Origin of the sequence: Aequorivita aquimaris, assembly GCF_001573155.1 — a bacterium.
Taxonomy (GTDB): domain Bacteria; phylum Bacteroidota; class Bacteroidia; order Flavobacteriales; family Flavobacteriaceae; genus Aequorivita; species Aequorivita aquimaris.
In genome coordinates, this window is sequence record NZ_JRWG01000001.1 from 24,533 (window position 1) to 37,796 (window position 13,264).

Consider the following 13,264-nt stretch of genomic DNA (forward strand, 5'->3'; position numbering starts at 1 on the left):
AGTAGTAAAATATGGTATAAAGTTTGTACTTTTGCAGTAACAGTACACACCACGCTACCCATTAGAACAGCGTCCCAGGGTGTGTCTTTTGCTTTATATACCTTCCTTTTGTTAAACAATAAGACGTTTTTATATGTTTAGCAAAAAGCCCACTACCATACAAGAGCAGATTGCCCAATTACAAAAGAGGGGCTTGCAAATTCCCAATGTTCCATTAGCAGAAAAGTACTTGGCTAATATAAGTTACTACCGTCTCGGTGAATATTGGTATGTGATGCAGGAAGATAAAGAGAAACATACCTTTAAGCCAAACAGTAGATTTTCAGATGTAATTGCCTTATACAATTTTGATGCAGAATTACGATTATTGTTGTTTGATGTAATTGAAAAAATTGAAATCAGTTTACGCACCAAACTGATATATAACTTATCTCACGAAATAGACCCTTGGTGGTTCTCTAACTCAAGTATTTTTATTGATACCCTACAATTCACCAGAACCCTCTCAAAAATTGAAGAAGAAATTACGAGAGCAAGAAGTAAGGATGTAACTATTAAAAGCCATTATAACAAACACAAGGATGATTTAAGGTTTCCACCCTCTTGGAAAAGTTTAGAACAAGTAAGTTTTGGTAACTTATCAAAGCTCTATGGTAATCTCATACATACAGTTAAAGCAAAAGATGGTATAGCACAAGAATTTGGAGCAGTAAACCATACCTATTTACCAAGTTGGTTACAATCTATTGCTCAAATTCGCAACTTTTGTGCACATCATTCAAGATTATGGAATAGAAACCTACCCGGAACGGTAAAGTTACTACCTAAACCACCAAATCCTTGGATTATAGATAGCGACAATGTCCCAAAACAGCACGAGTTCAGTAAACTCTATGTACATATGTGTTTAATGAAATATTTATTAAATACCATTCAGACTAACAACCAATTTACAACACGTTTAAATGATTTATTTATAAAGTACCCTAATGTAGACCCTAATGCATTAGGTATGAAGCCTGATTGGGATAAAGAACCATTATGGCAATAGCTAAAACACCTCATTATCTATGCAAGAACACTTAAAAACCAACATACTCAATTTTAAATGGCCAAGTAGTACACCTGTCATATATTTATCGTTAGAAGATATAGAAGGTAGCCACCCAATCCATAAATCAAAGTTTTCAAAGCAGATAAAAGAGGCGTTTCCAGATACAGATTTATCAAGTTTAGAGCATATTTTCACCACATTTACTCAAGAAATACCCAATGCCCCAAGTATCAAAATAAATTTAATAAAGGATAAAGAACTACGCATTTACAAGCAATTCCTTAAACACCAATTAAAAACTTATTTTTTAGAAAAGGGTTACATCGTGGTCAAAAACTTTGTACGTGATGTACAAGTATGGATGCCTTCAAAAAAAGGGAATACAGCAGACTATAATTTATACTATAAATTCTCATTCAAAATACAGTTTGCAACACTCACTGACTTACCAGAACTTGTAGTATCGTATGATGGTACGTCAAAAGTCCTCACAAAATCAGTTAAGGATATTGAGGAAACAGAGTATATTAAGCGTTGTGTGTATGGTCAAAAAACCTTCAATTACCAAATGAACCTCGACACAGAGGATAAGGAAGAATTTTACAACAGTATAGAATTTGCTCAAGCCTTTCCAATATTCAATTTACAATTGGCAAGAGCCTTAAACATCCCTATTGAAGAACCAGACAGACCAAAGAACAGATACCAAAAGTATGTAGCACTCATCACTACATTTGCTAAAAACTATTTGTTTACAGAAGAATTTAAAACCTTGTTTCCTTTTAAACAAGATGCCTTTATAGATGTTCCTGGCAATCGCATCAATCACATTAACCCCAACTTGGGTTTATTAGAGTTTGGTAAAGACCAATATGGTAATAAAAGAACCCATTTAGTGCCTAAAAAGGCAATGAACATTCTAAACCCTTACAGACGTCCAAGCAATCAAAATATCAAGATATTTTTCATTTGCCATACCTCTCATAAGGATTCGGTATTGTCTTTCTATCAAAATTTAAAAGAAGGTGTAAATACTGAAAAGAACTATTATAAAGGATTAGAAGCCTATGTAAATATCAAGGCTACAGCATCAAAAGAGCATTTTATTGAGTTCACCAATGAAAATGACCCAATACCTGAAATAGTTGTGCAGCTTGAAAGTTTAACTTTTGACCACGAAAATGTAAAGTATGCAGCCTTTTACATCAGTCCTTTCGATAAGTTTACACCAGATCCTGACGATAGGGAAATTTACATCCGCATTAAAGAACTGTTTTTAAATGAAGGCATTGTAACCCAAGTGGTAGATTACGAAAAGATGATTGTAAACATCCAAGACCAATACAATTTTCAGTTTTCGTTGCAAAATATGGCATTGGCAATTCACGCTAAATTAGGTGGTGCACCTTGGAAACTGGCAGTAACCGATAAGAAAGAATTGGTAATTGGAGTAGGAGCATTTACCAATCAAGGTGAAAACAGACGGTATATAGCAAGTGCATTTAGTTTTCAAAACAATGGTTTGTTTAGAAATTTTGAATATTTCAACCAAAACGAAACAAAACTATTAGCAGGTAGTATATTAAAGGCCATTAGAGATTTTACATCAGTAGCTCAAGCAGACAAAGTAGTGATTCATTTTTATAAAGAAATGAGTTACGAAGAACTTCAGCCTATTGTAGATGGGATGAACAAACTAAAATTAGGAGTGCCTTTATATATTTTGAATATAAACAAAACCGAAGCAGAAGATATGATTGCTTACGATGTAAATTGGGGAGATAAATTAATGCCTGTAAGTGGTACATACATTCGCATAGGTGTAAATAAATTTTTACTATTTAATAATGCACGTTACCCAAATGATATTCATTATGCAGATACAGATGGTTACCCATTTCCTATAAAGATAAAAATAAGCAGTCCGGATGATGATGCTTTTGAAGATGTTGAGGTGATTGAAGAATTGTTAACCCAAGTATATCAGTTCAGTAGATTATATTGGAAATCTTTACGCCAACAAAATGTACCAATTACCATAAAATATCCCGAAATGGTAGCCCAAATAGCACCTCGTTTCGAAAACGGTGTTCCAGAGGACGCTAAAGATACGTTGTGGTTTTTATAAATACTTTGCAACACCATTGCATTAAAATATTTTTATCTTTGTCTCAATGAAAGTTTTAGCACTCATATTATCTATTTATATCTTTGCGCTCAATTTAGTGCCTTGTGAAGATAATGGTATACCTGATAATGAGGTTAAAACTGAAATTTCTCAAGCGTTAGACAACGACCATCAACACCAAGGAGCAGATTTATGCTCACCATTTTGCCAATGCCACTGTTGTCATATTCACGTTACACATTTTAATGTTGTAGATTACAGTTTATCTAATACTGTTATTCCAACTCAATTATTCTACTATTTTGATGGTCTTGAAAAAGACTTCAATACTACCCTTTTACAACCACCACAGGTTTAATGAATACCTGCGTATGCAGGTATCTTATAAATTCAAGTAACCCATTTTTGTAATAGGTTGCTTATCTCTATTTATAAATACATTATAACCATTCTTATGATTAATAAAATCATTGATTTTTCAATCAATAATAAATTCATTATTGGTTTGCTAACGCTTACCATTATTGGAGCAGGTATCTGGAGTATGACAAAAGTACCCATAGATGCCGTTCCCGATATTACCAACAACCAAGTTCAGGTAATAACGCAATCCCCAAATTTAGGTACAGAAGATATTGAGCAAATAGTTACCTATCCTGTTGAGGTGGCAATGAGCAATTTGCCCAATGTGGAAGAGATTCGCTCAATTTCACGCTTTGGTCTGTCAGTAGTAACTATTGTATTTGATGATGATATGGGTACATATCTTCCGAGACAATTGGTAGCAGAAAAACTCAACGAAGTAAAAGAACAAATTCCTGCGGGTTTTGGAGAACCTACAATGGGGCCTATATCCACAGGTCTGGGAGAGATATACCAATACACATTAAAAGTAAAACCAGAATATCAAGATAAATATTCCATTTCAGATGTGCGTACAATGCAAGACTGGATTGTACAACGCCAAATGGCAATGGTTCCTGGTGTTGTCGAGGTCAACGCTATTGGAGGTAAAATAAAACAATATGAAGTTGCTGTAGACCCTAACGAGCTTAAATCTATTGGGATTACCATTACAGATGTATTTGAAGCCCTCGAAGCCAATAACCAAAATACGGGTGGTGCTTATATCGAAAAAAACCATCAGGCTAATTTTATACGAGGGGAAGGATTGGCAAGAAGTTTAGACGACATTAAAAAAATTACGGTTAAAACCATTAATAATGTGCCTATAACCATTGGCGATATAGGAACGGTTCAATTTGGTTCAGCCATTCGTTATGGAGCATTAACTCAAGACGGAGAAGGAGAAGTTGTCGGTGGCTTGGTGATGATGCTTAAAGGTGCAAATTCCAATGATGTGATTGCCAATGTTAAAGAGCGAATGGTTCAAATTCAAAAATCGCTGCCAGAAGGTGTTATTATTGAACCACTTTTAGACAGAAGTAAGTTAATTGGTGAAACCACTTCTACAGTTGCTACAAACCTTATTGAAGGGGCTTTAATCGTTATTTTCATCCTCATTTTCTTGTTGGGTAATTGGCGAGGTGGCTTAATTGTAGCTTCAACCATTCCATTATCGTTACTGTTTGCATTTATTTTAATGAATGTATTCAACGTATGGGCAAATCTGATGAGTTTAGGAGCTATAGACTTCGGAATTATTGTAGATGGTGCAGTAATTATTGTGGAGTCTACGGTATTTCTTATCGCTTCCCAAGTACTTAAAAAGAAAAAAATAACAAACAAGGAGCGTGATGAGGTTGCTGCATCGGCTTCCAAAAAAATGATGAATGCAGCTTTCTTTGGTCAGTTGATTATACTTATTGTGTTTCTTCCCATTTTAGCCTTACAAGGCATTGAAGGGAAAATGTTCAAACCAATGGCATTGACTTTTATTTTCGCAATGATTGGAGCTATGGTTTTGTGTCTTACCTACGTACCAATGATGTCTGCTTTGGTATTGAGAACACCAAAAAATGATAAATTATCTTATGGTGATAAATTTGTGCATTGGGTTGAAAATAAGTACAAACCTTTATTGGAAAAAGCCCTTCTAAAAGGCAAATTAATTGTAGGAATTGCTGTGGCACTATTTGCGGTAACAGTCTTTATGTTTACCCGAATGGGAGGTGAGTTTATCCCACAACTCGATGAAGGTGATATAGCATTCCACGCCATTTTAAAGCCGGGTAGTTCACTGTCTGAAACCGTAGAAACTACTACCAAAATCGAGCAGATTGTTAAGGCGAAATTTCCTGAAGTCGAAAAAATTGTGAGCCGTATTGGTGTTGCAGAAATACCAACTGATCCAATGCCTATGGATATTGCCGATGTATTCGTCATACTGAAACCTAAAAATGAATGGACTACGGTAGAGACAAAAGATGAGCTTATTGAAGCAATGAAAGAAGCTGTTGAAATTATCCCTGGAGTCAATTATGAATTTACCCAACCCATAGAAATGCGTTTTAACGAGTTGCTTGAAGGAGTGCGCGAAGATATTGCTATTAAATTATATGGCGAAGACATCGAGGTCTTATCTCAAAAGGCAGAAGAAATAACAAAAATAATTGCAGGAACACCAGGTATTGGTGATATGAAAGCCGAAGCCACAACAGGTCTGCCTCAAATGACTATAAACTATAGTAGAGATAAGTTGGCCCAATATGGACTGCAAATCAACACACTTAACAAAATGGTGCAATCGGCATTTGCAGGAGGAAATGCAGGCGTTATTTTTGAAGGCGAAAAGCGGTTTGATTTGGTAGTTCGTTTAAATCAACACAACCGTAAGGATATATCAGATATTCAAAATCTGTTTATCAATTTGCCTTCAGGGGTACAAATTCCACTTCGTGAAGTAGCTGATATATCCTATAAATCAGGCCCGATGCAAATCAGTAGGGACAATACCAACCGCAGAACCTATGTAGGGATCAATGTAAGAGGACGTGATGTAAAGTCGTTGGTAGAAGAAATTAAAACCAAATTAGATGCACAATTGGAATTACCCTCTGGCTATTTTGTACGCTATGGCGGTGCTTTTGAAAATTTGGAACGAGCCAGTAACCGCTTACAAACCGTAGTACCTATTGCCTTACTACTTATTTTCGTACTGATATACTTTGCTTTAAAATCAGTACCACAAACCTTAATGATATACATTGCTATTCCAATGGCTACCATTGGTGGTGTGGTGGCGTTGTGGCTACGAGATATGCCCTTTAGCATTTCGGCAGGTGTTGGTTTTATTGTATTGTTTGGCGTGGCCGTATTAAACGGCTTGGTAATGATAAGTGGCTTAAATGAATTGAAAGAAGAAGGTGTTATCAATTTAAAAGAACGGATTTTGGAAGGCACAAAGCGAAGAATACGCCCCATTATGCTCACTGCTTTTACAGATGTATTGGGCTTTTTACCAATGGCTGTTTCAGCATCGGCAGGTGCAGAAGTACAGCGTCCGTTGGCAACGGTAGTTATTGGCGGATTATTGACTTCTACATTACTCACCTTATTTGTATTGCCTATATTATATCATTGGGTAGAGAATAAGAACTTTAGGTTAAAGCCGAACAAAAAAGTAGTGAGTGCAGCCGCAGTACTGGTTTTAATGTTTGTGTTTTCAACTCGAAGTAATGCACAACAAATCACGGATACCTTGCCTAAAATTTCGTTGAACGATGCTGTTGCTTTATCTAAAAAGAACTATCCACTATTGAAGCAAAAACAATTGGAAGTTACCAAACAAGAAAACCTAAAATCCACAGCATATGATTTTGGTTCTACTCAAATCTTTACAGGAGGTGAAGAAGTGAAAGATGGAACAGGAATCTACACAACGGTCGGTGTTGGACAATCAAATATGGATGTGTTTGGAATCGGAGCAAAACGAAAACTGCAACAACAACGCATTGAGTTGTCTCAAAAAGCATTGCAATTATCTGAATTGGAGGTAGAACTGGAAGTGAAAAAAGCGTGGGCAAAATGTTATCAGTCTATGAGAAACTTTCAGTTGTACAAAGAGCTTGATTCCATCTATGGTAATTTTGAACAAGCAGTTACGCTGAACTTTGAAGTGGAAGCCATTTCTAAATTGGAGTATTCAGCGGCAAAAAATCAAGTGTTTCAAATTCAAAATAAAAAAGTACAGGCATACAGAGATTACCTCATAGCCATACAACAGTTAAATCTTTGGTTATTTGAAGACGAAATTTATACTGTATCAGAAGAATTGGAAAACATTGCAACGATTGAAACTGATAGCTTATCAACAAATGAACATCCAATGGTTACTGTTTCAGAAAATCAATTGAATGTCGCCGAAGCAGAATTGAGGGCAGCAAAAGCTGATAATTTACCAAAATTGAACCTTCAGGGTGGTTTACAAAAAGTTAATGGTAATTCAGGTTTTTATACCTATCAAGCAGGAATTTCCATTCCATTCCTGTCAGGTTCAAACAAAGCCCGAATTAAATCAGCAAAAATTGACAATGCTATTGCAGAAAGTAATTTGTTATTCAAAAAACAAGAATTACAATCACAATATGCACAAGCAAAAGAAAATTATTTAAAATGGAAACTGTCTTGGGAATTTTACGAAACACAAGTGTTACCGTTAACCAAAGACCAGAAATCAGGAGCGTTGTTGGCGTATAAGGAAGGAGAAATAGATTATACCACCTTTACACAATTGGTAAAAGAAGCCGTACAGTCAGAACTGGAAGCTCAAAACGCTTTATTCAATTATTTAGAAAGTGCATTTCAATTACAATATTTCAATCAATAACATTATGAAAAAAACAGCATACAAATACATCGCAGTCATTTTTGCAGCACTTTTTATGGTGTCTTGTGGCAATAAAAAAGACCATTCAGAAAATGATGGACTTTCTCACGATAAAACAGAACAAACCAGTGAAAATGAAGAACACCACGAAGAAGGCGAAGTAACGCTTAATCAGCAACAGTTTGATGCCTTAAAAATGAAAATAGACACCTTGGGCTTACGCAATATGAGTGGCTATGTTGAGGCAAACGGCACATTGGAAGTACCACCCCAAAACGAAGCTGCTATTACTTCTGTTATAGGAGCAAATGTAACATTCATAAAAGTCATTGAAGGCGATAAAGTTGAAAAAGGTCAGGTAGTGGCTTATTTGTCACATCCAAATATTATAGCCTTACAGACCGATTACCTAAACGCTTATAGCAATAGCGAACTTTTAAAGAAAAATTACGAACGCCAAAAAAAATTATACGATGCAGGAGTAGGATCTGGTGCTAATTTCCAAAAGGCAGAAGCAGAATACAAAGGTTCAACTGCATTAGTAAATGGTTTGGCAGCTCAACTGAAAATTTTGAATATCAATACAGCATCAGTTCGTAATGGGAGTATCGCTCAACAAATTCCGCTACGAAGCCCCATTGAAGGTTTTGTGCAAAAAGTCGAGGTTAAGACAGGGCAATATGTAGAACCACAAACTGAACTGTTCGAGATTGTAAACACACACCACGTGCACGCAGATTTAATGGTGTTTGAAAAAGATGTCTATAAAGTAAAACAAGGGCAAAAGGTAACTTTTAGTGTGCAATCCATACCAGATGCAGAACTTACGGCCGAGATTTACTCGGTAAGCAAAACCTTTGAAGACAACCCTAAAGCGGTTCACGTGCACGCCGAAATAGAAAATAAATCAGGTAATCTCATTCCAGGTATGTACATTCAAGGAAGAATACAAACCGATAATGCTTTAACAAAGGCATTGCCTGAAAGTGCCATTGTAAAAGATGGCGATAGATTTTTTGTTTTTACGATAGAAAAAGAAGGTGAAATTTGGGCTTTTAAGCCTGTAGAAGTAATAACTGGAGAAAAAGATGGAGATTGGATTGAAGTTACTTTTTCAGAAGAAGTATCCGCTAATACCAAATTTGCTTACAATAATGCGTATTACCTTATAGCAGAAATGAAAAAAGGAGAAGCAGAACACGCTCATTAATTATGGAAACGATAGAACAAGTATTAGAGTCAAAAGATATTCGCGTAACAGCAATGCGGTTGCTAATTTATAAGTTTCTTGCGGAAAAGAATGTTGCAGTAACCTTAAGTGATATTGAAAATGCTTTTGGAAAAGCAGATAGAACAACGCTTTACAGAACAATAAAAACTTTTGAGGAAAATGATATTGTACATCAAATAGACGATGGCACAGGGATAACAAAATATGCGTTATGCGAAAAGGGATGTAATTGTGATATAAAAACCGATTTACACTTACATTTCCATTGTAACAATTGCAATGAAACGATTTGCCTAACAGAACATAAAATACCGCAAATTAAAGTACCTGATGGTTTTGTGTCAGAGAATGTAAATTTGGTGGTAAAAGGTATTTGCGATAAGTGTAGTGGCTAATAATTGCACTTCCATTGCACTTACTATTAAAGTACATTTATCCAAAATTAGTGGATATGAAGTTTAATACTAAAATACCTAAACATCTGAAACAGGCGTATAACGAAGAATTAAAACTATACAGTTTCTGTTTAGAAAATAAGCATTTTAGCAATGCTTGGTATCATTTAGAACGTAGTCATATAATAGGACAATCTTATCCTATAGAGCATACCTATTCACATTGGCTAATGCTAAAGTTTGGATTTAGACAAAAAGATACTAAAGAAGTATTCGGTCAAATTATTAGATTGCTTGTTGGTGGCTGGAAATCATTTATAAATCACGTTCCTCTTGGTAACACAGGTGGCGCAAACGTACCACCATTAAAACGTATGCCTATTCCAAATGACATTGAAAAATTATTATATATAGAATGAAAAATAAATTAGCGGTTACAAGTATCCTAACAGCAATCACAGCTTCATTGTGTTGCATCACACCTGTTTTGGCATTAATTGCAGGTACAAGTGGTGTAGCTTCAACTTTTTCTTGGATAGAACCATTTAGACCTTACTTAATAGGGCTAACTATATTAGTTCTTCTCTTTGCTTGGTATCAAAAATTAAAACCAGAAAAAGAAATCGACTGTGAATGTGAAACGGATAAAAAACCAAAATTTATTCAGTCAAAAACCTTTTTAGGAGTTGTAACAGTATTCGCAATAGTGATGTTGGCATTACCATACTACTCAAGTATGTTTTATCCAAATTCAGAGAAACAAATTGTTATCGTTGATAAATCAAATATCAAAACAACAGAGTATAAAATAAGTGGAATGACTTGTGCCAGTTGTGAAGCTCACGTAAACCACGAAGTAAATAAACTTAACGGAATTGTAAACTCAAAAACATCATACAAGAATGGTAACGCAATCATTGAGTATGACCAAACTAAAACTAATGAATTAGAAATTGAGAAAGCAATTAATTCTACGGGTTATAAAGTAACTGATAAAAATTAAAATTGATGCAAACTATATTAAAATCGGAAATCACTTGCCCAACCTGTGGTCATAAAAAGAAAGAAGATATGCCAACTAACGCTTGTCAATTCTTTTACGAGTGTGAGCATTGTAAAACGGTTTTGAAACCAATCGAAGGAGATTGTTGTGTGTATTGTTCTTATGGTACAGTTCCTTGTCCACCAATTCAACAAAACAAAAGTTGTTGCTAAAACAAAACTAAATGAAAAAAAAGAAAGTCAATTTAAGAGATTTAAAACCAAATTCAGAAGAACAACATTCTCACGATGATGGTCACGACCACGGAGATGGAAGTGCATTCAAGACATACATTCCTGCTATTATAAGTTTTGTTATGTTAATGGTAGGTATCGCTGTAGATTATTTTGATGCGATTCCTCAATTTGAAGGATTGATTCGAGTAGTTTGGTACACTTTAGCATATATTCCAGTTGGATTTCCTGTAATTAAAGAAGGATGGAAAAGTCTTATAAAAGGCGATGTTTTTACCGAGTTCTTTTTAATGTCTATTGCCACCATTGGTGCGTTTATCATTGGCGAATATCCCGAAGGTGTTGCAGTAATGCTATTTTATGCAGTAGGAGAATTATTTCAAAACGCAGCAGTTAATAGAGCAAAAGGAAATATTAAAGCCTTATTAGATGTTCGACCAAAAGAAGCTAATGTATTTCGTGATGGTGATTATATAAGTGTGTCGCCAGAAGCTGTAAATATTGGCGAGAAAATACAAATTCGAGTAGGTGAAAAAATTCCATTGGATGGTATTTTATTATCCGAAAAAGCATCTCTAAACACCGCAGCATTAACAGGCGAAAGCAAACCAGATTCTATTCAGAAAGATGCAAAGGTTTACGCAGGTAGTATCAATTTAGAAAGTGTTGTTGAAGTTGAGGTAACCAACACCTTTGAAGATAGTTCTATTGCGAGAATATTAGACTTGGTTCAAAATGCTACAGCTCGTAAGTCTAAAACAGAATTATTCATCAGACAGTTTGCTCGTATCTACACACCAATTGTAGTGTTTTTAGCTATTGGTGTAACTTTTATACCATACTTTTTTGTAGATGATTATGTGTTTAGAGATTGGTTATACAGAGCATTAATTTTCCTGGTAATATCTTGTCCTTGTGCGTTAGTGATTTCAATTCCATTAGGATATTTCGGTGGATTGGGAGCAGCTTCAAAAAATGGAATATTATTTAAAGGTGCTTCATTTTTAGATGCAATGACCAAGATAAATACTTTGGTAATGGACAAAACAGGAACGGTAACCAAAGGAGTTTTCAAAATCAAAAGCATTAAGACCTTTGATTGGGATGAAGAAGAATTTATGAACTATCTAATGGCAATGGAAGAGCAATCTACACATCCTATTGCTAAAGCTATTATGGAATACCAGAAAGGAACCAACAATTTTGAAGCAAATAAGGTTTCTGAAGTTGCAGGAAAAGGGTTAAAAGGTATGGTAAAAGGTAAAGAAGTTTTGGTTGGAAATAAGGCTTTAATGGTATCCAATAATATAGAAGTGCCTAATGAAACTGAATCTATCGTGGAATCTATTGTCTTGGTAGCTATTGATAATGTTTTTGCAGGTTATGTGGTAATTGCGGACGAATTAAAGGAGGATGCTAAAGAAACCATATCAAGTTTACATAGGGTAGGGATTAAAAAAATAATGATGCTTTCAGGAGATAAAGATTCCATAACTCAACAAGTGGCAAAGGATTTAAAAATAGAAAATGCCAAGGGAGGTTTATTGCCAGAGGATAAATTAAATGAAGTTGAAGCATTAAAGAAAAATCCACAAAATAAAGTAGCCTTCATTGGTGATGGTATTAATGATGCACCTGTTTTAGCAGCAAGTGATGTAGGTATAGCAATGGGCGGATTAGGTAGCGATGTAGCCATAGAAACAGCCGATGTTATCATTCAAACCGACCAACCTTCAAAAGTAGTGAGAGCTATTAAAATAGGCAGTTCCACTCGAAAAATTGTATGGCAGAATATCATTTTGGCTTTTGGTATTAAAGTAATTGTACTGATTTTGGGAGCAGGAGGTTTGGCAACAATGTGGGAAGCTGTATTTGCAGACGTAGGCGTGGCTTTATTAGCAATTCTAAATGCGGTAAGGTTACAGAAAATGAAATGGAGTTGAGCATTAAACTTCTGTTAATTAAATAAGTATTTGTTAAAATTTCGTAACTTTGCAATTACAATGAAAAAAGTATTGCATAAAATAATGGCTTTCGCAATGGCTTTTGTAGTGTTATTCTCTACAATGTCATTTACTGTGAATATGCATTATTGCGGAGATACGTTAGTAGAAACTGCTATTTTTCATAAAGCCAAAGGGTGCGGAATGGAAATGGAAAAGCCTTCAACCGAAGGATGTTCTATTACCAAGAAAAATTGTTGTGATGATAAACAATTAGCAATTGAAGGTCAAGACGAATTACAATTGCAAGTTGACAAAATCACATTTGAACAACAAGTATTTTTAGCTTCATTTGTTTACACTTACATCAACCTTTTTGAAGGTTTAGAAAAAAACGTAACGGCTTACGAAGAATACAAACCGCCACTCGTCATAAGGCGTATCTACAAGATTGACGAGACCTATTTAATTTGATTCTTAAACTTTAG

At 35.1% G+C, this 13,264-nt stretch carries 11 protein-coding genes; all 11 read left to right on the forward strand.

The window, feature by feature from the left end; all coding sequences use genetic code 11:
• Positions 1-133 precede the first annotated feature (133 nt).
• Positions 134-1,051 (forward strand): Abi family protein, encoded by a 918-nt coding sequence (locus LS48_RS00130; RefSeq protein ID WP_062618760.1) that lies wholly within the window; start codon positions 134-136, stop codon positions 1,049-1,051.
• Between the two features lie 19 nt (positions 1,052-1,070).
• Positions 1,071-3,182: a Piwi domain-containing protein gene (locus LS48_RS00135; protein WP_062618762.1), complete on the forward strand. Its 2,112-nt coding sequence runs from the start codon at positions 1,071-1,073 to the stop codon at positions 3,180-3,182.
• Positions 3,183-3,228: 46 nt separating this feature from the next.
• The gene (locus LS48_RS00140; RefSeq protein ID WP_062618764.1) at positions 3,229-3,540 is read left to right on the forward strand and encodes a DUF6660 family protein; all 312 of its coding nucleotides are present in this window, start codon (positions 3,229-3,231) and stop codon (positions 3,538-3,540) included.
• 96 nt (positions 3,541-3,636) lie between these two features.
• Entirely contained in the window at positions 3,637-7,971 is a 4,335-nt protein-coding gene (locus LS48_RS00145; RefSeq protein ID WP_062618767.1) for a CusA/CzcA family heavy metal efflux RND transporter, read from the forward strand.
• Positions 7,972-7,975: 4 nt separating this feature from the next.
• Positions 7,976-9,181, forward strand: coding sequence for an efflux RND transporter periplasmic adaptor subunit (locus tag LS48_RS00150; RefSeq protein ID WP_062619728.1), 1,206 nt, complete (start codon positions 7,976-7,978; stop codon positions 9,179-9,181).
• A gap of 2 nt (positions 9,182-9,183) precedes the next feature.
• Positions 9,184-9,597, forward strand: coding sequence for a Fur family transcriptional regulator (locus LS48_RS00155; protein ID WP_062618769.1), 414 nt, complete (start codon positions 9,184-9,186; stop codon positions 9,595-9,597).
• 56 nt (positions 9,598-9,653) lie between these two features.
• Entirely contained in the window at positions 9,654-10,016 is a 363-nt protein-coding gene (locus tag LS48_RS00160) for a DUF3703 domain-containing protein (RefSeq protein WP_062619731.1), read from the forward strand.
• Complete coding sequence (gene merTP, locus LS48_RS00165; protein ID WP_062618771.1) at positions 10,013-10,600, forward strand: mercuric transport protein MerTP; 588 nt, start codon at positions 10,013-10,015, stop codon at positions 10,598-10,600. Before LS48_RS00160 ends, merTP begins: the two co-directional genes overlap by 4 nt.
• A gap of 5 nt (positions 10,601-10,605) precedes the next feature.
• Positions 10,606-10,812, forward strand: a complete 207-nt coding sequence (locus tag LS48_RS15545; RefSeq protein ID WP_076692386.1) for a GDCCVxC domain-containing (seleno)protein — start codon at positions 10,606-10,608, stop codon at positions 10,810-10,812.
• A gap of 11 nt (positions 10,813-10,823) precedes the next feature.
• On the forward strand, positions 10,824-12,776 hold the full coding sequence (locus LS48_RS00170; protein WP_062618773.1) for a heavy metal translocating P-type ATPase: 1,953 nt from the start codon (positions 10,824-10,826) through the stop codon (positions 12,774-12,776).
• A gap of 60 nt (positions 12,777-12,836) precedes the next feature.
• Positions 12,837-13,250, forward strand: coding sequence for an HYC_CC_PP family protein (locus LS48_RS00175; protein WP_076692387.1), 414 nt, complete (start codon positions 12,837-12,839; stop codon positions 13,248-13,250).
• Positions 13,251-13,264 lie beyond the last annotated feature (14 nt).

Coding starts and splice junctions, on each gene's coding strand:
- merTP (WP_062618771.1), top strand. CDS start 10,013: ATGAAAAATAAATTAGCGGTTACAAGTATCCTAACAGCAATCACAGCT.
- LS48_RS00140 (WP_062618764.1), top strand. CDS start 3,229: ATGAAAGTTTTAGCACTCATATTATCTATTTATATCTTTGCGCTCAAT.
- LS48_RS00130 (WP_062618760.1), top strand. CDS start 134: ATGTTTAGCAAAAAGCCCACTACCATACAAGAGCAGATTGCCCAATTA.
- LS48_RS00150 (WP_062619728.1), top strand. CDS start 7,976: ATGAAAAAAACAGCATACAAATACATCGCAGTCATTTTTGCAGCACTT.
- LS48_RS00175 (WP_076692387.1), top strand. CDS start 12,837: ATGAAAAAAGTATTGCATAAAATAATGGCTTTCGCAATGGCTTTTGTA.
- LS48_RS00135 (WP_062618762.1), top strand. CDS start 1,071: ATGCAAGAACACTTAAAAACCAACATACTCAATTTTAAATGGCCAAGT.
- LS48_RS00145 (WP_062618767.1), top strand. CDS start 3,637: ATGATTAATAAAATCATTGATTTTTCAATCAATAATAAATTCATTATT.
- LS48_RS15545 (WP_076692386.1), top strand. CDS start 10,606: ATGCAAACTATATTAAAATCGGAAATCACTTGCCCAACCTGTGGTCAT.
- LS48_RS00160 (WP_062619731.1), top strand. CDS start 9,654: ATGAAGTTTAATACTAAAATACCTAAACATCTGAAACAGGCGTATAAC.
- LS48_RS00155 (WP_062618769.1), top strand. CDS start 9,184: ATGGAAACGATAGAACAAGTATTAGAGTCAAAAGATATTCGCGTAACA.
- LS48_RS00170 (WP_062618773.1), top strand. CDS start 10,824: ATGAAAAAAAAGAAAGTCAATTTAAGAGATTTAAAACCAAATTCAGAA.